This window comes from Saprospiraceae bacterium, from assembly GCA_016717265.1.
Classification (GTDB): domain Bacteria; phylum Bacteroidota; class Bacteroidia; order Chitinophagales; family Saprospiraceae; genus Vicinibacter.
Genome location: JADKFX010000001.1, coordinates 1,479,756 through 1,505,933, shown reverse-complemented (window position 1 = coordinate 1,505,933; position 26,178 = coordinate 1,479,756). Strand labels below are relative to the sequence as shown.

Annotated in this window: 6 protein-coding genes; 3 read left to right on the top strand and 3 right to left on the bottom strand. The window is 36.3% G+C overall.

All coding sequences use genetic code 11. From position 1 onward, the window contains the following. Window positions 1-222: 222 nt before the first annotated feature. Entirely contained in the window at window positions 223-1,176 is a 954-nt protein-coding gene (locus tag IPO86_05895; GenBank protein ID MBK9727635.1) for an NAD-dependent epimerase/dehydratase family protein, read from the bottom strand. Further along, window positions 1,166-1,468 carry a c-type cytochrome gene (locus tag IPO86_05890; protein MBK9727634.1) on the bottom strand — a complete coding sequence of 101 codons (303 nt, stop codon included), beginning with the start codon at window positions 1,466-1,468 and terminating at the stop codon, window positions 1,166-1,168. The genes IPO86_05895 and IPO86_05890 overlap by 11 nt, the downstream gene beginning before the upstream one ends. Before the next feature lie 324 nt (window positions 1,469-1,792). Here IPO86_05890 and IPO86_05885 point away from each other — a divergent pair, with 324 nt between their 5' ends. The 3 genes from IPO86_05885 (at window position 1,793) to lon (ending at window position 6,417) form a co-directional block, all read left to right on the top strand. Next, window positions 1,793-3,172 carry a TolC family protein gene (locus IPO86_05885; GenBank protein MBK9727633.1) on the top strand — a complete coding sequence of 460 codons (1,380 nt, stop codon included), beginning with the start codon at window positions 1,793-1,795 and terminating at the stop codon, window positions 3,170-3,172. A gap of 11 nt (window positions 3,173-3,183) precedes the next feature. Continuing rightward, window positions 3,184-3,807 carry a pyridoxamine 5'-phosphate oxidase gene (pdxH, locus tag IPO86_05880; GenBank protein MBK9727632.1) on the top strand — a complete coding sequence of 208 codons (624 nt, stop codon included), beginning with the start codon at window positions 3,184-3,186 and terminating at the stop codon, window positions 3,805-3,807. Window positions 3,808-3,999: 192 nt separating this feature from the next. Continuing rightward, the gene (gene lon / locus IPO86_05875) at window positions 4,000-6,417 is read left to right on the top strand and encodes an endopeptidase La (protein ID MBK9727631.1); all 2,418 of its coding nucleotides are present in this window, start codon (window positions 4,000-4,002) and stop codon (window positions 6,415-6,417) included. Window positions 6,418-6,883: 466 nt separating this feature from the next. Here lon and IPO86_05870 read toward each other — a convergent pair whose 3' ends face one another. Next, window positions 6,884-26,095: a T9SS type A sorting domain-containing protein gene (locus IPO86_05870; GenBank protein ID MBK9727630.1), complete on the bottom strand. Its 19,212-nt coding sequence runs from the start codon at window positions 26,093-26,095 to the stop codon at window positions 6,884-6,886. Window positions 26,096-26,178 lie beyond the last annotated feature (83 nt).

Genomic DNA, 26,178 nt, shown 5'->3' with positions numbered 1-26,178 from the left:
TGTTTTAATTAACGTTAAATTTACGTTAAATCACGATACTTTAAATTTGACTATTTATATAATATTTTATTTAATATATAAAATATTGATTCGTAATATATTTATCTTATTATTTGTTTAAACATGCTTGCGAGTATAATTGCAGTTATTACCGTCCTATTTTAAAAAAATACTGCACCAGCCCGGTTTATAATAAATGTTCAAACCTTATAACAACCCTTTTTAACCCAATGCTGTGATGTCTTCAATCAGGTTTTTGATATCCTTATAGTTATAATTCAATGTTTGGCTTGTTGCAAAATCATCATATTTAAACTTTGTAAAACTAGATTGAATCGTTTCTTGCGTAATTAATCGATGCTGCTTGTTCATAAAGCTTGCAAAGCGTTCTATTAAGGATAAGGACTTTGCTGCAAATAGCGACGCTTCTTTGTTAATTTCTGGAGTATTTAGACCTTTCGCAATTGCATTCAGAAATTCTTTGTAGGTCCAGGTTTCGGCATTCACAAGGAATTGTTGATTCCAAATACTTTCATTCATAATTTTCAACACAATGTTTGCTATGTCTTCGGCTGAAACAAGTCCTAAACTTCCCGGTGGATAATACGATAGTCCTTGTTTTACCCGATTAAAAATTTGCATCGAAGAATGATCCCATGAATATTTACTCAAAACCAAGCTAGGATTTAGGATGCATACTTTTAAACCTTCGGCTGCTGCCCTCCAGACTTCCAATTCTCCAAGAAATTTCGATTCGGCATAAAATGAATTAAATACAGGATTACCAGCAGATTGTGTGGAAACCAAGGCTAGGTCACTGGATCGAATTAAGGTAGAAGCTGAACTTATATACAGAAAATTTTGAACCTTATAAGCTAAGGCAGCATTAATCAAATCGCGGGTAGCTAGAACATTTGTTTTATACAATAAATCTCTATCTTCTTTTTGATAGGAAACATATCCAGCAACATGAATAATGGTTTCTATACCTTGCAATTTATACTCATAACTTAGGGGATTCAAAAGATCACCTTGAATCCATTCCAATCCCTCTAAAGCCAATTGCTGTTTCCTGCTTAAAGCAGAAGTAGTAATTTTGTGTGCAATCAATTTTTGAATTATTGGAATCCCAAGCAATCCAGACGCTCCAGTAATCAAGACTTTGTTACTTGCCATGATTCTCCATTACTTTCAACTCCAAGGTATATTTTGCGACTACTTCAATTTGTTCAGGAGTCAAAACTGTTTCAAATCGAGTCATTATATTCCTCCCTTTTGTGATAACTAAAATCCGTTCATCCAGGGATAATTCGGATAATTGAAGATTTCTAGCACCGTTGGTCATTAAGGTCCCGTCTATTCCATGGCAATTTGTACAATATTTCTTGAACAGCTCCAAACCAGACAAATTCTCACTTTTGAGCTTTTCTGCATTGTTGGATTGACATGCCATTATATAAAATAACATACCAAAGACAAGCAATTTTAATTTCGAATTCATTTTCTTACTTAATCTTTAAACTAATGGATGCAAAATTAGTTTTAATTGGTGTACTTTCATGTTTCCATGAAACGTTTTATAGTTTCGTTCATAATTAACAGGCATGTTTTATTTTCGTACAAGACTTTTTGAAAAAATTTCTTTTAGCGAGGTATCTATATGGAAAAACAAGATCTTTAAACGAAGTTATAATTTCATGATTTCGACAGCACACACAACGAATAATAAATTGTTAACAAACTTGATTTTTTTGATTCCATTCGATCTACCGATCTTTGTAAAAAATAATTAATGAAAAAATTCACATTAATCCTTAGTTCATATATTATATTCTTCTCTGTTGGTTTTTCACAGAAACGCTTCAGTTTAGAGGAGGCCATTAATTATGCTCGTATAAATAGCAATACCTTAAATATTGAACGCACAAACATTCAAGATGTTGATGGACAAATTAAGGAATATTATGCCATTGGTTTACCTAAACTTTCTGGTTCTCTTTCGTATAATTATTTTATTAAATTACCAACCAGCATCTTTCCAAACTTCATAACACCAGCCGTTTATGATGTATTATTTGATGAAAATCTTTTGCCCCGAAGAGATGTTGCTATAGGCGCTGGGGTGCCTGTTCAATTTGGAACTAAAAATAATTTAACAGCAGGTCTTGAACTTTCAACTTTATTGTTTGATGGTAGTTTTTTTGTAGGCTTAAAAGCACAACGACTATACAGAGATTTAATTTTAAAGCAAATCAACCAATCGGAATCTGAATTAAAATATCAGGTTACAAAAGCATATTTGGCTGCATTAGCCATCGCAGAAAATCAGAAGCTTGTTCAGAAAAATATTTCAAATCTTGAAAATGTAAAAAACGAACTAAGCCAAATTTATACGGCTGGCTTAATTGAAAAATTAGATGTTGATCGCGTTGAATTATCGCTTCAGAATTTAATAACAGAAAATGAAAAATTAGAACGAATTGCTATTATTAGTATGAATGTTTTAAAATTTCAGATGAATTACCCGCTTTCAGAAGCACTTAGTTTATCTGAAAATTTGGATGCATTTTTAACGCGTTCCTATCTTGAAATCATGGATCCTTCTTTTAAATTAAATATTGAGGAGCGTCCTGAATATCCTGTCATTATGCAAGGGATAAGATTGGCTGAAATAAATATTAAACGTTATAAAGTTGCCTATTTGCCAAGTTTATATGGCTTTGCAAGTTACCAACAAAGTCTACAGAGGACAAAATTATTTGATTCTAATGATAATAATTGGTTTCCAACATCTACCGTAGGCTTAAATTTAAATGTGCCTATTTTTGATGGCTTTGATAAAAAAGCAAAAATCAGTAGAGCAAAAACTTTATTGAACAAATCTAATTTACAATATAAACAGTTTGAAAGTGCTGTTCATTTAGAATTTGAAAATGCAAGAACTCAATATTTAAATGCAAGTCTAACAATTGATTCAAGAAAAAAATCGCTGGCATTGGCACAACGGATATATGATACTTCAAAAATAAAATTTAAAGAAGGTGTAGGGTCGAGTTTAGAAGTTACTTCTGCCGAACGGGATGTTTACTTATCTCAAGCAAATCTTCTGGAAGCTCAAGTTAATTTAATTCAGGCTAAAGTAGATCTCGATAAAAGTTTAGGAAAATTATAAAATCCACTCCCATGGATCAAATACGAAAAGAATATACAAAAGCAATTTTAAGCGAAGAGCATTTAGTTCAAGATCCAATAGCACAATTTAAAATTTGGTTTGACCAAACTTTAGAATCTGAAGTCAAAGAACCTACAGCTATGATATTATCAACCGTAGGTTTGGATTCTAAGCCCTCTTCCAGAGTGGTGTTACTAAAAAATATTTTTAATGGTGAATTTATTTTTTTCACAAATTATTTAAGTAGAAAAGGAAAAGAACTTACTACAAATCCAAATGCCTGTTTATTATTTTTTTGGGATGCAATGGAAAGACAAATTCGCATTGAAGGAAAGGTTAATCCTTTGCAATCTAGTGAATCTGAAAACTATTTTTACTCAAGACCTTTAAGTAGTCAGATTGGAGCTATTATTTCTCCTCAAAGTCAAGTAATCTCAAGTAGACAGGAATTAGAAGATCAAATTGCTTACTATGAGCAACATCCAGAAGAAATAAAAAAACCCAAACATTGGGGAGGGTTTAAACTGTCCCCTGATTATTTCGAATTTTGGCAAGGTCGTGAGAGTCGATTACATGACCGTTTTTGTTACCAACTTGAAAATTCTGAATGGAATGTGTCAAGACTCGCACCTTAAAAGTTAAGATAATTCTATTCATTTCCAAATCTTGTTATTATTTTTTGACATATTGTCTATAGTTTTTAGCCTTTTTGTCATAGAATCCTGAGATTCTTGGAATGGCACGGCGATTGACAAACTACTATTGTAAACATTTTTCAATTTATACCCTGCAATTATAAAATTGCTTTAATTTAAGCATTATACATTATGAATTTTAATAATATAATATTTGATTCCAATCTGCATGAAGATGAAGAATTATTACCTTTTGTAGCGGTAGCAGATGATGAAGAACCTACACGAGAAGATCATTTTAGTGATATTTTACCGGTAATGCCATTAAAAAACACGGTTTTATTTCCTGGTGTTATCATTCCTATAACCGTTGGCAGAAATAAATCTATTCGTGCAGTAACCAAATCACAAGATGGCGAAAAATATATTATTGTCTTAACTCAAAAAGATCATAAAACAGAAGACCCTGGCTTTAACGATATGTATACCACCGGGACTGTTGCGCGTATTGTTAAATTATTAAAAATGCCTGATGGAAGTCAAACTGTAATATTACAAGGCAGAAAACGATGTTTAGTTGAAGAATGGACAAAAGAAGAACCTTACCTGGAAGCCCGCATCGTTAAAAGAACGCATATCAACTCCGGCAAAAAACTTGAATACGAGGTAATGATAAAAACAATACAAGAAAAATCTAGACTCATTGTTGAATTATCACCTCAAATTCCAAATGAAGCACAAGTTCTCTTGAGAAATATTAATAATGATCGATTTTTATTACATTTTATTTCTTCAAATTTAAATATACCAATAGAACAAAAACAACTTTTACTTGAAATGGATGATCTCCATAAAAAAGCAGAGACCCTATTGGTACATTTGGAAAATGAATTACAATTATTGGAAGTTAAAGATCAAATTGAATCTAAAGTTAGAACAGATCTGGAGAAACAACAACGCGATTATTTTTTAAATCAGCAATTAAAAACTATTCAAGAGGAACTTGGACAAGATCCACAAGAACAAGATATTGAAGATTTAAAAACAAAAGCAGCAACAAAAAAATGGAATAAATCTATTCAGGAACATTTTGATAAAGAATTGTCGAAATTAAAACGGATGAATCCTCAGGTTGCTGAATACTCTGTACAAATGAATTATCTCGACTTGTTAGTAGATCTCCCATGGAATGAATATACACAGGATACATCGGATTTAAATGAAAGCAAAAAAATACTCGAGCAAGATCATAATGGATTGGAAAAAATCAAAGAACGAATACTAGAACACCTTGCGGTCTTAAAATTAAAGGGAGATATGAAAGCTCCTATACTTTGTTTGGTAGGACCTCCTGGCGTTGGTAAAACGTCCCTTGGAAAATCTATTGCAAAAGCATTGGATCGAAAATTTATCAGAATGTCTTTGGGAGGATTGCATGATGAATCTGAAATCAGAGGGCATCGTAAAACGTATATTGGAGCAATGCCTGGTAGAATTATTCAATCCATTCGCAAAGCAAAATCTGCAAATCCTGTATTTATTTTAGATGAGATTGATAAAATAGGAAAAGATTTTAGAGGAGATCCTTCTTCCGCATTATTAGAGGTGTTGGATCCTGAACAAAACTCTAGTTTCCATGATAATTATTTAGATCTTGAATTTGACTTATCCAAAATTCTTTTTATTGCAACTGCAAATTCATTAAGTACCATACAACCTGCTCTTTTAGACCGTATGGAAATTATCGAATTACAAGGATATAGTACTGAGGAAAAAATTGAAATTGCAAAAGATCATTTAATTCCATCACAAATTACAGAACATGGCTTAAAATCAAATCAAATAAAACTAAGTGATGAAGTTTTAGAGCGCATTATTCAGGATTATACCCGGGAATCAGGAGTGCGTACCTTAAACAGGCAATTAGCTTCTGTCATGAGAAAAGCTGCGAGTAAAATTGCAATGGAAAAAAAGAAAAACTATACGGTTAAATCAAATGACCTGAAAGACATATTAGGGATTCCTCGATTTAATAATGACAATTATCAGGAGAATCTTTCTTCCGGAGTTGCGATAGGTTTAGCCTGGACAAGAGTCGGTGGTGATATCTTATATATTGAAACGAGTTTGTCAAAAGGAAAAGGCAAGATGGTATTAACCGGAAACCTTGGAGATGTAATGAAAGAATCTGCTTCCACTGCATTAAGTTATATAAAAGCACATAGTGACGAATTACAAATCGACGCTGATTTTTTTGAAAATACAGATATCCATATTCATGTTCCGGAAGGTGCTATACCGAAGGATGGTCCATCAGCTGGTATTACCATGTTGAGTTCGATGTGTTCTGCGATTAAGAAAAAGCCGATTAAACCATTTTTAGCAATGACCGGAGAAATAACATTACGTGGAAAGGTGTTACCGGTAGGTGGGATAAAAGAAAAAATACTTGCTGCAAAAAGAGCTGGAATCCAAACGATCATACTTTGCAAGGATAATAAAGCACATGTTGAAGAGGTAAATCCAGATCATCTGAAAGGAATGGAATTTATTTATGTTAAACAGATGAATGAGGTATTACAACATGCTTTGAATATTACATCGTTTTAGAGGATTGAAATGGCAAATTTTTTATTGGCCTATTGCATACAAGTAAGTTAGATAATGGAACGTATGAATCGGTTTAACTGTATTTAAATGTTTTCATTTTTCTAATTGCAGTGTTTCAGATGTGCCTTATAAAATTGGAATCACTGCAAACAATCTTATTTTAGTTTACTAATATTTTAAATCGGAATATTGAGGAAACTACTTTCTGAAAAATAGTGAAACTTCATTTGTAAAACTACTGGTGGTATTCAAAAATTATTACCACTTGGACAAATATTTTAGTCCAATAAATCCATACGTTAATTTAAGCTTGGTATTTGTAACCTGTGGCATTAAACATTGTAATTTATTAATGAGATAGGACATTGTTATAAAAACAATTGGTATAACATCCAATAACTAGCATAAAAAAAAGAGCTTACTCCCAAAGGAATAAGCTCTTTTATTTTCATTGATTAATATTTTGTTACCTAGAAACGGTAAACTTTTTATTAATCACTCCGGAAGTTGTTTTTATTTGAAGTACATACTGACCAGGAACCAGACTACTCGTTTCAAGAAGTTCATTGTATTTACCTTTTGTTTTGAATTCACTGAAAGGAGCAACCAATACTGCTTTTCCAGTATTATCAAACACTTTAGCTTCCAATTCACTGTCTTCTGGTAACCACAATTCTACTTTCAACTTATCATTTACTGGGTTTGGATAAATGAATGCATTCAATGACTCATCTACTTTTACCTGGATTGAAATGATACGGCTGTATGTAAATCTTTCGTTTTTATCAATTTGTTTAATACGATAGTAATAAACACCAGACAAGTTTACATCATAATCATCAAAATCATAATCGTGCTGTGCAAGATTGAAATCCTGATTTGCATCTACATTTCCGATTTCTTTGAAATCAGTTTCAGATTCATGTCTACGCTCAACCACAAAGTGGTGATTATTAATATCCACTTTTGTACTCCAGTTTAATTCTGTAAAGTTTCCGTTGTACTGTCCGTCAAAACTTAACCAATCTACTGCTAGTACCTGCGCAACTACACCTGCATCAATAGTAGGTCTAACTTCCCCGGATAGTATACGATACATTTTTGTAGTACCATAACCATTCGTTCCGTCAACATCACTATCCATATCATCAACACCTGCATGAGCAACCGTAAATCCGTAAGCCTGATTAGGAACTTCAAATTTAACATAGTAGTCACCTTGAATCATTCCATCCAACACAAACTGTCCATCAATTCCTGTTGTACCTTCAGAAACCATTGTTCCTTTACTATTGTAAGCTGCAACTTTAACGTTTGGTAATGGCACTTCACCATTATCCTGTAATCCGTTATAATTCTTATCAATCCATACTTTATCTCCGACAATGGATTTTGTTTGGAATCCACCACCCACATTGAGCACATTCTGACCCGGATTTAAAGTAATTTTCTTAGTAGTATTTACACCATTTTCATGTGAAATATCACTGTCTTTATTTGGATTTGTTCCTTTGTATGGTTCGCTTGCACCCAAATGTCCTGGTCTTTCAAATTTCACGTAATACATTCCAGGTTTTAAACAACTCGCGATATAGTATCCATCATCTGATGGAGTACCTGGTTTAACACTGGTTGTTAATGTTGTTACCGTCGCACCTGTCATCGCATCAATGATATATACTCTTAAACCATTGATACCTTTTTCAGCTGGATCGTAAATACCATCCATATCCAAATCAAACCAAACATCACCACTTATGGTTGCACACTGGAACATACCAACATCATTTATCAATTCTTCTTCACCAAAATCAAGCACAGTAGTTCCATTTGTACCCGGACCATTACTTCCGTCAACATCACTATCTAATGAATCCAAGCCAACATTAGGAATTGTGTATACGTAGCCAGAAGGCAATACATATTTTGCATAATATGCTTTGGATTTCAAATTCTCAAACAAATATTTTCCGTTTGCATCTGTTGTCGTTACCCGTTCTGCAACATTTGTAACTGCATCATATAAGATTACGGTAACATTTGGAATTCCAGGTTCGCCTGCTTCCCGTCTACCATCACCATCCAGGTCATTCCAAACTTTACTACCGTATTTTGCAATATCCGGTAAGTCACCACATACTTCATCCGTTTCTTCAGGTATACCGTCATCATTATTATCTAACCTTGACTGATTAAATAAACCTTCGCCGGCTACTGGAAGATTTGGATTTGACAATCCGCATTTTTTATATTTATTATCCCCACCAGATGCTGGTGTGGCATCATAAGTCACTTTCGCAGTTAAGTCATAAGTATGTGTTGCACCAACTGCAATAGATTGATCATTGGCTAATGTCCAAGGTCCACTTCCAGCTAAATTACCACCTGCATTCCCAGGTGCATTTGAAGTGTAACTAGGATTGCTAATGGCGATATCATCATCAAAAGCAGGAGCATCGATCAAATTATATTGACCTACTGCACCTCCAAGATTTTTAACAACGATTTTGTAATTCACCTGGAACATATTTACTCCAAGCAAGGATACGCTACTGAAAATTTTCTCGTGTGTCACAAATGGTAAGTCACCACAAGCTTCATCCGTTTCTTCAGGAGTACCATCATTATTATTATCCAAAACAGCTTTATTATATAATCCTTCACCTGCTTTTGGTTGGCCTGGAGTTGTTGACTCGCAAGCTTTATAAACATTATCACCACCAGAAGTTGAACGCATATCAATTGTTACTTTGACAGAAACCACATAATCATGTGTTGCACCAATTGCTATATTCTGATCATTTGCTAAAGTCCATGGTCCAACACCAGCTAAAGCGCCACCTGCATTTCCAGGAGCTGTTGATGTGTAACTAGCACTTCCAATAGTAATGTCATCTTCAAATCCCGTTACATCTTTTAAATCGTATTGCCCAACAGCACCACCAAGATTTTTAACCTGAATCAAGTAATTTACCTGATACATATTTCCACCTAAAGCAGTGGTACTTGTAAGCACTTTTGTACTTGTTACATATGGTAAGTCACCACATATTCTACTTGTATCATCCGTTACACCGTCATTATTAGAATCCACTAAGGCTTCATTAAATAAACCTTCACCTTTCTTTGGATTTCCTGGAGAAGATTGTCCACATTTATTGTAAACATTGTCTCCTGAAGTTCCTGGATTCAAGTCAATTGTTACCTTCATAGTAAGCGTATAGGTGTGTACATTTCCAACTACAATCGCTTGATCATCTGCAAGTTTCCAAGGTCCGGCGCCTGCTAATGGTCCACCTGGATTTCCAGGTACTGTAGAAGTATAACTTACAGTTCCAACAACGATATCATCATCAAATCCCGGAGCATCAGACAAATCGTAAACTCCAACAACACCTCCAAGATTCTTCACTTCAATCTTGTATGTTACCTGGAACATATTGCCTCCTAATGGTGCCGTACTTACGATTGTTTTTGTACTGGTAACATAAGGAATGTCACCGCATACTTCATCCTTTTCTTCCGGTGTACCATCATTGTTATTATCCAATGTAGATTCATTGTATAAACCTTCTCCTACAGTTGGATCTCCTGGTGTTGATTGTCCACATTTTTTATATAGATTATCACCACTGGTTCCCGGTCTTAGATCTAAGGTCACTTTCACGCTTAAATCGTAATTGTGTGTAGCTCCAACGAGAATATTCTGATCATTTGCCAATGTCCATGGACCGGTCCCTGCTAATGCTGCACCAGCATTTCCTGGAGCATCAGAAGTAAAGGAAGCACTTCCAATTGCAATATCATTATCAAAACCTGGATTATCTTTCAAGTCATATTGACCTAAAGCACCTCCAAGATTTTTAACGATCAATTTATAATTTACCTGATACATATTTCCACCTAATGGATTTATACTAGTCAAGGTCTTTGTACTTGTTACATATGGAAGATCTCCGCAAATCTCATCGGTTTCTTCTGGAATTCCGTCGTTGTTGGAATCCAGTTTAGATCTGTTGAACAATCCTTCTCCCGGAGTAGGTGTACCTGGTATTAATTGACCACATTTCAGATATACATCATCACCACCTGAACCAGGATTTAAATCTATGGTAACTCTAACTTTTACCACATAGGTATGTGTTGCACCCGTTAAAATTGCCTGATCATTTGCTAAACTCCACGGACCCGTTCCAGCTAATGCACCACCTGCATTTCCAGGTGCTGTAGAAGTATAAGAAACAGTTCCAATGGTAATATCATTTTCTAATGAAGGTATGTCAGTTAAGTCATATTGACCATTAGCTCCACCTAAATTTTTAACCACGATTTGGTAGCTAACATCATATGCATTTCCACCAACAGGAATTATGGAAGCAATTGTTTTATCATGTGTAACATAAGGTATATCTCCACATGCCTCATCCAATTCTTCTGGTGTACCATCATTATTATTATCTAATCTGGATTCATTATATAAACCTTCTCCTGATTTAGGATCTCCTGGTGTAGACTGAGCACATTTTGTATAAATATTATCAGCACCAGATGCTGGATTCAAATCTAAGGTAACTTTTACAGTCAATTGATAGGTATGTGTAGCTCCAACAAGAATTGCCTGATCATTTGCTAAAGTCCAGGGTCCATTACCTGCTAATGCACCACCTGGATTTCCAGGAGCAGTAGTAGTATAACTTGCATTATTTATAGCAATATCATTATCAAATCCTGGAGCGTCAAATAAATCATATTGACCATTCACACCACCTAAGTTTTTAACTTCAAGTGTGTAATTTACATTGTATGAATTTCCACCTAAAGGAATAATGCTTGACAATACTTTTGTACTGGTAACATAAGGAATGTCTCCACAAGTAGAACTTACATCATCCGGAGTTCCATCATCATTTGAATCAATTCTCGATTCATTGAATAATCCTTCTCCTGCTTTTGGACCGGCTGGATCTGTTTGTCCACATTTAGTGTACACATTATCTCCACCAGAACCTGGATTTAAATCCATCGTAACCTTAACCAATAATTGGTAAGTATGAATTGCACCTACTGCAATTATTTGATCACTAGCTAATGTCCAGGGTCCACTTCCTGCTAAAGCAGTTCCTGGATTTCCAATTACATTTGAGCTATAGGATGCATTATTGATTGTAATATCATTATCAAATCCTGGTGCATCCGTAAGATTGTATTGTCCGGTTACTCCACCTAAGTTTTTAACTACGATTTGATAATTTACCTGGAACATGTTTCCACCTAATGGTGTAATACTTGTTAAGGTCTTGGTATTGGTAACATATGGTAAATCGCCACAAGCTTCATCTACTTCTTCTGGAGTACCATCATTATTATTATCCATTCTTGCCTCATTGTATAATCCTTCTCCTGGAGATGGATCATTTGTAACTGCAAGTCCACATTGTTTGTAAACATTATCTCCACCTGAAGTAGGTCTCAGATCAATTGTAACTTTTATAGTTACTGTATAATTATGAGTTGCGCCCACTAGAATATTCTGATCATTTGCTAATGTCCATGGACCTGATCCAGCTAAAGCTGCTCCTGAATTAGCAGGTGCGTTTGAAGCAAAAGAAGCAGTTCCTATGGTAATATCATTATCAAAAGCAGGGACATCTAATAAATCATATTGACCATTTGCACCTCCAATATTTTTTACATCAATATTGTAGGTTACAGTATACATATTACCACCAAGAGGAGCAATGCTGGTAAGAGATTTTGTACTTGTTACATATGGTAAATCACCGCACACTTCACGCGTTTCTTCAGCTATACCATCGTCGTTATTGTCCATCGTTGATCTGTTAAATAATCCTTCACCTGCAACTGGTTTATTAGGAATTAAAGCTCCGCAAGCATTATAAACATTATTGCCACCTGACGAAGGATTCAGATCAATTGTTACTTTCACAACGAGTTGGTAAGTATGCGTTGCACCAGCTGATATGGATTGATTATTAGCTAATAACCACGGACCAGTTCCTGCTAATGCAGCACCAGGATTTCCTGGAGCATTTGAAGTAAAGCTGGTTGTATTAATTGTAATATCATCATCAAAACCTGGAATATCTGTCAAATCATATTGACCTATTGCACCGCCTTGATTTTTAACAACTAACTGATAATTTATCTGATATTTATTGGCACCAAGTGGTGTAATAGAAGTCAGTGTTTTATCATGTGTAATCGAAGGTAAATCTCCACAAGCTTCTTTTGTATCTTCTGGAATACCATCATCATTATGATCAATTTTAGATTGGTTATATAAACCTTCACCAGATGTCGGATCACCTGGAGTTCCTTGTCCACATTTTGTGTACACATTATTTCCTCCAGAACTTGCTGTTAAGTCAAGTGTAACTTTTACTATTAATGTATAGGTTTGTGTTGCACCTGCAGTTATTGCAATATTATTTCCTAATACCCATGGTCCAACCCCAGCCAATGGTCCACCTGGATTTCCTGCAGCTGTTGATGTATAAGATGCACTATTAATAGTGATATCATCATCAAAGCCTGGGATATCTGTTAAATCATATACTCCATTTGCACCACCATTATTTTTTACAACAATCTGGTAAGTCACATTAAACATATTACCTCCTAATGGAGCAATACTTGCAATTGTTTTATCATGGATTACATATGGCAAGTCTCCACAAGTTTTTGGTGTCTCTTCTGGAACGCCATCATTATTGCTATCCATTTTAGCTTCATTATATAATCCTTCTCCTGGAGCTGGATTACCTGGTGTTGATTGTCCACATTTTGTGTATGCATTATTTCCACTAGAACCGGCACTTAGGTCAATGGTCACTTTTACTGTTAATGTATACGTATGCGTGGCACCATTCAATATTGCCTGATCATTTGCTAAAGTCCAAGGTCCAGAACCAACTAATGGTCCGCCAGCATTTCCTGGAGCAGTTGATGTATAAGATGAGGTATTTATTGTAATATCATCATCATATCCTGGAATATCTGTTAAATCATATTGTCCATTTGCACCACCAAGATTTTTAACTGTCAATTGGTAAGTTACATTGTACATATTTCCACCTAAGGAAGCGATTCCTGTTAATGATTTTGTACTTGTAATAAATGGTAGGTCTCCACATACTTCTTTCGTTTCTTCCGGTGTACCATCATTATTACTATCTAATTTAGATTGATTATATAATCCTTCTCCAGATGTTGGGTCACCAGGTGTTGCTTGTCCACATTTTGTGTACAAATTATTTCCACCAGATGTCGGATTCAAATCTAAAGTAACTTTTACAATTACAGAATAAGTATGTGTTGCGCCAACTAATATTGCTTGATTATTTGCTAATGTCCATGGACCAGTTCCTGCTAATGCGCCCCCTGGATTTCCTGAAGCATTCGATGTATAAGAAGCTGTATTAATTGTAATATCATCATCAAATCCTGGAATATCACTTAAATCATATTCACCATTTGCACCACCTAAATTTTTAACAACTATTTGGTAGGTAACATTATACATGTTTCCTCCTAATGGTGCAATGCTAGCAATTGTTTTGTCATGCGTGATAAATGGAATATCTCCACAAACTTCTTTTGTTTCTTCTGGAATGCCATCATCATTATGATCAATTTTAGATTGGTTATATAAACCTTCACCGGATGTCGGATCACCTGGAGTTCCTTGTCCACATTTTGTGTAAACATTATTACCTCCCGAACCAGCTGTTAAGTCAAGTGTAACTTTTACTACAAGAGTATAAGTATGACTTGCACCCGCAATGATTGTCTGATTATTCGCTAAAATCCATGGCCCAACCCCTGCTAGTGGTCCACCTGGATTTCCTGCAGCTGTTGATGTATAAGAAGCTGTGTTAATTGCGATATCATCATCAAAACCTGGGATATCTGTTAAATCATAAACACCCGTTGCACCACCATTATTATTAACTGTAATTTGGTAGGTAACGTTATACATGTTTCCACCTAATGGAGCTATACTTGAAATGGTTTTATTATGAATCACATAAGGAAGATCTCCACAAGTTTTTGGTGTCTCTTCTGGAACGCCATCGTTATTGCTATCCATTTTAGCTTCATTATATAAGCCTTCTCCTGGAGCTGGATTACCTGGTGTTGATTGTCCACATTTTGTGTATGCATTATTTCCACTAGAACCGGCACTTAGGTCAATGGTCACTTTTACTGTTAATGTATACGTATGCGTGGCACCAGTCAATATTGCCTGATCATTTGCTAATGTCCAAGGTCCAGAACCAACTAATGGTCCGCCAGCATTTCCTGGAGCAGTTGACGTATAAGATGAGGTATTTATTGTAATATCATCATCATATCCTGGAATATCTGTTAAATCATATTGTCCATTTGCACCACCAAGATTTTTAACTGTCAATTGGTAGGTTACATTGTACATATTTCCACCTAAGGAAGCGATTCCTGTTAATAATTTTGTACTTGTAATAAATGGTAGGTCTCCACATACTTCTTTCGTTTCTTCTGGGGTACCATCATTATTACTATCTAATTTAGATTGATTGTATAAGCCTTCTCCAGATGTTGGATCACCAGGTGTTGCCTGTCCACATTTTGTATACAGATTATTTCCACCAGATGTTGGATTCAGATCTAAAGTAACTTTTACAATTATAGAATAAGTATGTGTTGCGCCAACTAATATTGCTTGATTATTTGCTAATGTCCATGGACCAGTTCCTGCTAATGCACCCCCTGGATTTCCTGAAGCATTCGATGTATAAGAAGCAGTATTAATTGTAATATCATCATCAAATCCTGGAATATCACTTAAATCATATTCACCATTTGCACCACCTAAGTTTTTAACAACTATCTGGTACGTAACATTATACATGTTTCCTCCTAATGGTGCAATACTTGCAATTGTTTTGTCATGTGTGATAAATGGAATATCCGCACACACTTCATCCACATCTTCTGGAGTACCGTCATTATTACTATCCATTTTGGATTGGTTATATAAACCTTCTCCAGATGTTGGATCCCCTGGTGTTCCTTGTCCACATTTTGTGTACACATTATTTCCACCAGAACCAGCTGTTAAGTCTAGTGTAACTTTTACTACAAGCGTATAGGTGTGGGTTGCTCCAACTAAAATAGATTGGGCGCTTGCTAATGTCCAAGGTCCGACTCCAGCTAATGCTGATCCTGGATTTCCTGGGGCAGTTGAAGTATAATTTGCTGTATTAACGGCGATGTCATCATCAAAACCTGGTGCATCAACTAAAGTATAAGTACCTGTTGCTCCACCAATATTCTTAACTACCATTTGGTAAGTAACATTAAACATATTACCTCCTAAAGGTAATATTGAACTTATAGATTTAGAACTTGTAATGAATGGTAAATCACCACAAGCTTCTTTTTTCTCTTCTGGAACACCGTCATTATTAGCATCTATTTTTGATTCATTGTATAAACCTTCTCCAGATGTTGGATCCCCTGGTGTAGCTTGTCCACATTTAGTATAGCTATTATTTCCACCAGAAGTTGGGCCTAAATCTATAGTTACCTTAACTACTAATTGGTATGTATGTGTTGCACCTGCAATAATTGCTAAGTCATTGGCTAATAACCAAGGTCCGACACCAACTAATCCAGAACCAGCATTCCCTGGAGCATTAGAAGTATAAGAAGAAGTATTAATTTCAATATCATCATCAAAGCCAGGAGTATCTGTCAAATCGTATTGACCATTTGCTCCGCCTGTATTCTTAACAACAATTTGATAGGTAACATTAAACATATTGCCACCTAATGGTGCAATACTTGCAATTGTTTTGTCATGTGTGATATACGGTAAATCTCCACAAGCCTCGTCTGTATCTTCAGCAATACCGTCATTATTTGTATCTAGTTTTGCCTGATTATACAATCCTTCTCCGGATGTTGGATCACCAGGTATCGCTTGACCACATTTTGTATAGACATTATTTCCACCGGATGTTGCACTTAAATCAAGTGTAACTTTTACAGTAAGTGTATACGTATGCGTTGCGCCTGCTAAGATCACTTGATCATTTGCTAATGACCATGGACCCGTACCAGCTAGTGCACCACCTGGATTAAGTGGAGCATTTGTAGTATAGGATGCATTATTGATTGTAATATCGTCATCAAATCCTGGAACATCTGTTAAATCATAGGTACCAGATACACCACCTTGATTTTTTACTACCATTTGATAGGTAACATTGTACATGTTACCACCAAGAGGTGTAATACCTGTGATTGTTTTTGTATTTGTTATAAATGGTAAATCCGTACAAACTTCATCCGTTTCTTCTGGAGTACCATCATTATTACTATCTAATTTTGATTGATTGTATAAACCTTCTCCTGGTGATGGATCTCCTGGTATAGAAGTACCACAAGTTTTATAAATATTGTCCCCACCAGAACCTGGGGTTAAATCCAAGGTTGTTTTTACAACTAATGTAAATGTATGTGTTGCCGCAGCAAAGATCGTTTGATCATTTGCTAAAATCCACGGACCGATTCCAACTAATCCACTTCCTGCATTTCCAGGAGCATTCGAGGTATAAGATGCTGTATTAATTGTAAAATCATCATCAAATCCTGGAATATCAGTTAAATCATATTGACCTGTTGCACCACCCAAGTTTTTAACCACTATTTGATAGGTAACATTGTACATATTTCCTCCTAATGGAGCAACACTTGCAATCGTTTTATCATGTGTGATAAATGGAAGATCTCCACACACTTCATCCCGTTGTTCTGGTGTTCCGTCATTATTAATATCAATTTTTGATTCATTGTATAAACCTTCTCCAGATGTTGGATCACCAGGTGTGCCTTGTCCACATTTTTTATAAATATTATCTCCTGCAGAACCTGGATTAAGATCCAATGTAACTTTTACAACCAAGGTATATGTATGGCTAGTTCCAGCAGTAATATTTTGATCATTCGATAAAGCCCAGGGTCCTACACCTGCTAACGGACCACCAGGATTTCCTGCAGCATTGGATGTATAAGATGCAGTATTGATTGTAATATCATCATCAAATCCAGGAGTATCCGTTAAATCATATTGACCTACTGCACCACCTGAATTTGTAACGATTACCTGATATGTTACATTATACATGTTAGCACCTAATGGAGCTATACTTACTAAAGTTTTGTCATGAATTACATATGGCAAATCACCACAGGCTTCATCTGTATCTTCTGCAACACCATCATTATTTGAATCCAGTTTTGCTTGATTATATAAACCTTCACCTGATGTTGGATCGCCTGGAATTGCCTGTCCACATTTTGTGTATACATTATTTCCACCGGATGTTGCAGTTAAGTCAATCGTAACTTTTACAGTAAGTGTAAATGTATGCGTAGCACCGGCTAAAATTGTTTGATCATTCGCTAATGTCCAGGGTCCTATTCCTGCTAATACTCCACCAGGATTTCCAGGTGCAGTTGTAGTGAATGATGCGCTATTAATGGTAATATCATCATCAAAACCTGGTATATCTGTTAAATCATATTGACCAGAAACACCACCTTGGTTTTTAACTACCATTTGGTAAGTAACATTGTACATATTACCACCTAAATTAGTGATACCAGTTATTGTTTTTGTATTTGTTATAAATGGTAAATCCGTACAAACTTCATCTGTTTCTTCCGGTGTACCATCATCATTTGTATCTAATGTAGATTGGTTGTATAAACCTTCTCCAGGAGATGGATCCCCTGGAATCGCAGTACCACATGTTTTATAAATATTATCACCACTTGAACCTGGAGTTAAATCCAAAGTTGTTTTTACCAACAGGTTATAAGTATGTATACCTCCTATAATAATCGCCTGATTATTTGCTAAAGTCCAGGGTCCTGTTCCTGCCAATGCACCCCCTGCATTTCCAGGAGCATTTGAAGTATAAGATGCCGTATTAATTGTGAAATCATCATCAAAACCTGGTATATCTTTCAAATCATATTGACCTGATGCACCACCTAAATTCTGAACAACAATTTTATAAGTAACATTATACATGTTGCCACCCAAAGGTGTAACACTAGCAATGGTTTTATCATGCGTAATGTATGGAAGGTCGCCGCAAACTTCATCTTTTTGTTCTGGCACACCATCATTATTGCTATCTATTTTAGACTCATTATACAATCCTTCGCCAGATGTTGGATCACCAGGAGTTCCCTGACCACATTTTGTATAGGTATTGTTACCACCAGAACCTGCAGATAAATCAATTGTAACTTTTACTGTAAGGGTATAGGTATAACTTGTTCCAGCGCTAATGTTTATATCGTTGGCTAAAACCCAAGGACCACTTCCAGCAAGAACACCGCTTGGGCCAGGAGCTGTTGTTGTAAAAGATGCGCTATTTATTGCAATATCATCATCAAAACCAGGAGTATCTGTCAAATCATATTGACCCGTAGCACCACCTGAATTTGTTACTACAATTTGATAAACAACATTGTACATATTTCCACCAAGAGGAGAAATACTAGTTAATGTTTTATCATGAATTACGTATGGTATATCACCACAAACTTCATTAGTAGATTCTGGAATTCCGTCGTTATTGCTATCCATACTGGATTCATTAAATAATCCCTCACCTGGTGATGGATTTCCCGGAGTTCCTTGTCCACATTTTGTATATACATTATCGCCACCTGTACCTGGAGTTAAATCTAAGGTAACTTTCACAGTGAGTGTATAAGTATGTGTTGCTGCACTAATAATTGCCTGATCATTTGCTAATGACCAAGGTCCATTTCCTGCTAAAGCAGCACCTGCATTTCCAGGTGCATTTGAAGTATAAGAAGCAGTATTAATCGTAATATCGTTATCAAATCCAGGAGTATCATTCAAATCATATTGACCTGAAGCACCACCTAAATTCTTTATCACTAATTGGTAAACTACATTGTACATATTACCGCCTAAAGGTGTAATACTTGTTAATGTTTTAGTACTTATAATGTACGGTAAATCTCCACAAACTTCATCGGTTTCTTCATAGGTACCATCATCATTTGTGTCTATTTTTGATTTATTGAATAAACCTTCACCTGTTACCGGAGTACCTGGAATTGTTTGTCCGCATTTTTTATAAACATTATCACCTCCAGAACCAACATTCAAATCTAAAGTGACTTTTACAACTAAATTATAAGTATGGGTAGAACCAATTCCAATGGCTTGATTATTTGCCATGGTCCATGGACCACTACCAGCTAAAGGACCACCTGGATTTCCAGGGGCATTTGAAGTGTATGTTGTGTTATTTATGGTAATATCATCATCAAATCCTGCTTGATCTACTAAATCATATTGCGAATTGACACCACCAAGATTTTTAACTACAATTTGGTAGGTAACATTATACATATTTCCACCAAGTGGAACTATACTCGCTAATGTTTTATCGTGTGTAACATATGGTAAATCACCACAAGCTTCATAAGTTTCTTCTGGTGTTCCATCATTATTTGTATCTAATTTTGAAAGATTATACAAACCTTCTCCCGGAGATGGATTCCCTGGAATTGCTTGTCCGCATTTTGTATAAACATTATTTCCACCTGAACTTGCATTCAGATTAATTGTAACATTTACGGTAAGTGTAAACATATGCGAAGCACCTGCAGCGATCGCTTGATCATTTGCTAATAACCAAGGTCCGCTTCCACCTAGAACACCACCTGGATTTCCAGGAGCTGTTGTTGTATAGGATGCGTTATTAATTGCAATATCATCATCGAATGATGGAAAATCACTTAAGTCATATTGTCCAGCACCACCGCTATTACTAACATTAATTTTATAAACAACATCATAAGTATAAGCTCCAGTTTGCGTAGCAGAAGTGAAACTCTTAGTATGTGTAATAATTGGTAAGCAATTAACAGGTGCAGTATAGTTTGTTGATTTAGAACAATTCGTTCCACCACTAAAAATAGCAGTCACTGTATGTACAGCACCATCTGCTATTAAACCATTTAAAACGTAGGCTTGAGGACTTGTAAATGGAGCGTTGAATACTTGTTGCGTGGCTCCAACACTAACTGTTAAAGTACCAGAATTTGGTGCATTTAATAAGACCATAGAACCTGTAAGGCTATAGGTATTATTTGAAGAATTACAAGGACCAGGAACTGCAGTTAAACTTGAAATTCCTTGTTCAACAACTGCGCCATTAGCAGTTTTTGAACAGCCGTTAGCATCTGTTACAGTAACAGAATAGGTACTTGCTCCTAAGCCAGAAATAATTTGAGTAACCTGGCCATTATTCCAGTTATAAGAATAAGGTGCTAAGCCACCAGATACATTTGCGGTAGCAGTACCATTATTTTGAGCGATACAGGAAGGTGTTGTTGCAACCGTTACAATCGGTAAAGGATTCACGGTAACATCTACTGTAAAGGCATTGCCAATACATCCTGCTGGAGTAGTAGGAGTGACTGTATATCTAACAACACCTGTTGCGGCATTGCTTGTATTCGTTAAGGTTTGAGCAATCGTGGCACCACATGCACCACCGCAGTTACTGAATCCTGTTATAGCAGAACCAGATTGTTGTGCCGCTGTCCAAGTAAATGTTGTTCCTGCAACTGTTGAACTCAAACCAACACTGGTAGTGAAACCACTACAAATAGTTTGAGGAGCAGCCGAACCTTGAGGTTTTGGATCTACCGTAACATCTACTGTAAAAGTATTTCCTATACAACCATTTGGAGACGTTGGTGTAATGGTATATCGAACTACTCCTGGATTTGCATTGCTCGTATTTGTCAAAGTTTGTGAAATTGTAATACCACAACTTGACGCACAATTACTAAACCCAGTAATTGTTGAACCGGATTGTTGTGCAGCGGTCCAGGTAAATGTAGTTCCTGGAACGGTAGCACTCAGTGAAACATTCGTAGTTCCACCACTACATATAGATTCATTTGAAGCAGAACCTACAGGTTTTGGATTTACAGTAACGTCCACTGTGAATGGATTACCAATACAACCATTTGGTGCTGTTGGTGTAACTGTATATCTTACAACACCTGCAACTGCATTTGATGTATTCGTTAAGGTTTGAGAAATTGTAGTTCCACAAGCTCCAGCACAATTGCTAAAACCAGTAATTGAACCGGATTGCAAAGCTGCTGTCCAGGTAAAAGTAGAACCTGGTATTGTAGAATTTAAGGCTACACTTGTAGTAAATCCACTACAAATTGTTTGAGGTGTTGCCGAACCAATAGGTCCTTTAGATACATTCACACTTGCAGTATCTGAACATGCCCCATTAGTCCATATAAAATGATAAGTTCCTTCGCCACTAAAATTAGTTATAGTAGTTGTTGGCGAACTTGAATTTGTAATTGTTGCTGTTCCTGGATTTCCTGCTTGTGCAGTCCAAGTTCCAGTCCCGGATCCTGCCATTGTTGCTGAACCGCCAGGGAAAGAAGTTACACAACTTACATTCTGATCTACTCCACCATTTGGTTTTCCAGTCACAATTACACTTGCTGTATCTGTACAATTACTTGCATTCGTAAAAATAAAATTATAAGTCCCTGCAGCACTGAAATTAATAATATTAGTAGTTGGTGAACCAGGAGTTGAAATTGTCGCGGTTCCTGGATTTCCTGCTTGGGCAGTCCAGGTTCCTGTTCCTACTCCAGCCATAGTAGCCGAGCCACCTGGGAAAACAGCTACACAATTTACGTTTTGATTACCACCAGCATTTGGTTTCATAGTTACAACAACTTTCGCTGTATCTGTACAAGTACCGTTCGTCCAAATAAAGAAGTAATCTCCATCATCTGTAAATGTATTTATTGTTGTTGTTGGAGAAGATGGTGTAACGATGTTTGCAGAGCCTGGATTTCCTGCCTGTGCAGTCCAGGTTCCCGTTCCTGTTCCAGCCATTACAGTTGAACCACCTGGGAACGTTGCAACACAATTTACGTTTTTATCAACACCAGCATTAGGTTTACCAGTAATAGTAACACTTGCTGTGTCTTTACAAGATCCGTTGGTCCAAATAAAATTATAAGTACCTGCGGCACTAAATGTTGTTATCGTTGTTGTTGGGGAACTCGCGTTTGTAATTGTCGCAGTTCCTGGATTTCCTGCTTGTGCAGTCCAGGTTCCAGTCCCAGTTCCATTCATTGTTGTGGAACCCCCTGGGAATGTAATCACGCAGCTTACCGTTTTGTCATCACCAGCATCTGGTTTTGCAGTTACGGTAACACTTGCGGTATCTGTACAATTGCTTGCATTGGTCCATATGAAATTATACGTACCAGCAGCTGAAAACGTTGTTATCGTTGTAACGGGATCGTTATCATCTGTAATGGTTGCGGTGCCTGGGTTACCAGCTTGTGCAGTCCAGGTTCCAGCTCCAGTTCCTGACATCGTAACGGATCCACCTGGCAATTCCGCACAGGTTAAAGTTTTATTTGTACCTGCATTTGGTTTGGCAGTAACGGATACAATTACGGTATCTGTAGCACAACCTGTTGAATTTGTCCAGATGAAAAAATAATCACCTGCTACACTATAGTTTGTTATTGTTGTAGTTGGTGAACTTGTATTCGTAATAGTAGCAGTACCTGGATTTCCTGCTTTAGCAGCCCAGGTTCCAGTTCCTGTTGCTGTCATAGTGGCTGAGCCACCAGGTAATATAGCACAAGAAACTGTTTTATTTACACCGGCTGTAGGCTTCACGCATATATAATAATCTTCTACTTCACCATTTCCAGCTGACACCGTTGAACGTTCATCCAAAGAAGCCGTTGAACCGTCATCACTTAATGCATTTGAAGTAAGACGCAATCTTAAATATTGATTGGATGGTGTACCAGCCACTGTTACCCCTGTCCAAATTAATGTTTTGGATCCTGAGAAACCATTCGCAACTGAAACTGTAGCAGCTTCTGATGCAGAAAACATTCCATCATTATTAAAATCGATCCAACCAAACAAAGTAGCTGAAAATCCGGTAGTATTTAATATACCATTCGCTGTTATACTGATTGTTTGAGGTCCGCCAGCTTGATATACAGGAAATACACTGATTCCATCTTCATCATCCAAACCTGCTAAGTCATCTCCATTTGCATTGACTCCTGGAGTAGCTCCAGCTTCAGAATCCAAAGTATTGATTCGAATATGTGCACAATCTAAAGTGTGCGATGGTGCACCATAACTTGCGGGTGCATCACTATAATCTGATTCTAAAAGGGAACTAAAAAGAATTGAGAAAAGTACATGGGTATCATCCGAAGTTGGATTTGCTGTATTTGATTTTCCGGTATCAAATCCACCACTTACAATGGTAGGTGAATGCGAAGCACTATGTGTAGTGGTACCAACATAAATATTGGCTCCTTTAACCCATAAATGATTTGCACCTCTTGGATCTCCTGTATCTCCTAAATAGTCGTTGTATTGACCTCCAATATTTGTTGCGTAATTTAAGGTTGTCAAATTATCATTAAATCCTGCAAAAAACATATCTAAACCACCATTATTTGAAGAATCAAAAAATGGATCCCCATTTATATTTTTTGTTGGGATTCCAGATTCACAGGTTCCAAAAACCAAAAGAAATGCTTCTTCTGTTCCATCACACTGCACCTGAAAAACTTTTTGCACACCAGCTCCTCTATCGGCCCCAGATCCACCAAAATAGGTTGCTTTGTAACCAGATCCACCATTTGTGTTTACAACCCCTAATATCATGTCAATATTTCCAGCATTGCTAGGATAAACTACCCCTGCTGTTGTTGGAAAGCCGCTTTCGGCAGCACCTGTAAAGGCCATAATACCATTTATAATTTCAACATCATTAATCTTGTCCGCATTTCCACCTCCAATTTCTTCAAGGTAATTAAAAGCACTGCCGTCATCCGTCAAAACCCCAATAAGACCATCTAAATTTCCATTGTTATTTGAACCAGAAGAGGCCGGACTAAATTCAGTCATACTGGCATCTGTATTATTACCCCAACCACCAAAAGCTACTCTACCATCAGTAAAAACTTCAACATCATTTAAAGTCTCTTCTTCAGAACCTCCGACATAAGTACCCCACTCTAAAATATTGTTCGTATTAAACTTTGCAACATAACCTTCACTTGTACCTCCAAATGTTCCATCTGCAGATCCTCCACTGATATATGCTCCGGGCAATGCTGCAGTAACTGCTGCGCATAATACATAGGTATTATCATTAATTGCTCGAATAGAAGGTACTCCAACATCTTCTGCCCCAGAACTACCTATATAAGTGGAGTAATGCAAGGTTCCTAAATTTCTAGAAAATATTGCCACAAAACCATCATTACCATCACGGGTTCCATCAAATGGACCACCAGTCATTGGTAAATCAACAGTCGTTCTACCACTAATAAACACCCGATTATCAGATAAACTTAAACCATATGCAGCCACCTGATCGCTGCCACCAACTGAATTTGGTCCATAAAGTGTTAAATCTATTAAATCATTTCCTGAGCTACTCACTCTATATACAATGGCTACCCGAGGATTTGCACCCGTACCAAAGCCAGTAATTACATTTAAATACCCATTTGCATCATAAGGTGGTGAACTTGTTGAAATTTGACGATTGGTAGCTCCAGCACAATAAACAGTACCATCAATTGGGTCTACCTGAATACCAAATAAATATTGGTCAAAATCCGGATCATTACCATCCATAAATGTACCCCAACTTAAAACTGGGTCAATAATTAATGGATACTGAGGATCAATTTTTGATTTTGTTTTGAATGTAACTCTATTGTCATCTGCTTTAAATGCAAAATTTACAAGTTGTTTACCAGATTCTGTTACCTGATAAGATTCTGGAACATTAAACTTCACATCTGTAAAACGCAATCCAACTTTTAATTCTCCACTTCTTCCAACAGACAATTTATCTTGTCCTTCAAATAACATATTAATTTTATTGAAGTCTGCACCGGCATCCATGATCCAGTCAAACTCAAGAGAACCATCCGCATTACTATATAGACGAATATCAATACCCGGATAAATATCTTCTAAGGTAAGATCTTTTGCAGCTCTCACACCAGATACCCAATCACTGGATTTTTCACCTAAGAAATAATTGTAATTTGTAGAAAACGAATTCCCCAATTTAAGTTTTGGCTCAGGGTTTGCGCCTTCCATACGAACTGTAAAATTGTGAATACCTGTAAGAAATCTTTCGGTTTCTTTCTTGTCTTCACGAAGTTTTGTGACATATTCTTTAGCAACAAAACGAATTTTGTTCTTTTCAATATATACCGTACCTTGCTTTCCTTCTAAGTAATAAAGGATATCCTTATTATTAAGTTGTCCTTTATTCTCCATAAAACGGATTAACTCAGCATTTTGCTTTAGTGTCTGTTTTACTTTAGCTTCCATTGCTGCTTCAGGTCTTAGTGCTTCCTGTGCTGCAATTTGGTTTTGACAAAAACCTGCACTGAATGCAATCAATATAAAAATTGATTTTGGCAACCAGTTAAAAAGGTTTTGCATAGAAAAAGAAGTTTGGTTAAGTCTTCCAGAATTCGGAAATAAATTAATCATGGTATTAATTTTTGAAAGTTGAGATATTTGTTTTATCATTTTGTTGAAAATGCGTACTTCTAAATTTGTCAATTAAATTTTCG

Excerpts from the sequence above, each read along its gene's own strand:
- pdxH (MBK9727632.1), top strand. The coding sequence starts at position 3,184 with ATGGATCAAATACGAAAAGAATATACAAAAGCAATTTTAAGCGAAGAG.
- IPO86_05895 (MBK9727635.1), bottom strand. The coding sequence starts at position 1,176 with ATGGCAAGTAACAAAGTCTTGATTACTGGAGCGTCTGGATTGCTTGGG.
- lon (MBK9727631.1), top strand. The coding sequence starts at position 4,000 with ATGAATTTTAATAATATAATATTTGATTCCAATCTGCATGAAGATGAA.
- IPO86_05885 (MBK9727633.1), top strand. The coding sequence starts at position 1,793 with ATGAAAAAATTCACATTAATCCTTAGTTCATATATTATATTCTTCTCT.
- IPO86_05870 (MBK9727630.1), bottom strand. The coding sequence starts at position 26,095 with ATGATTAATTTATTTCCGAATTCTGGAAGACTTAACCAAACTTCTTTT.
- IPO86_05890 (MBK9727634.1), bottom strand. The coding sequence starts at position 1,468 with ATGTTATTTTATATAATGGCATGTCAATCCAACAATGCAGAAAAGCTC.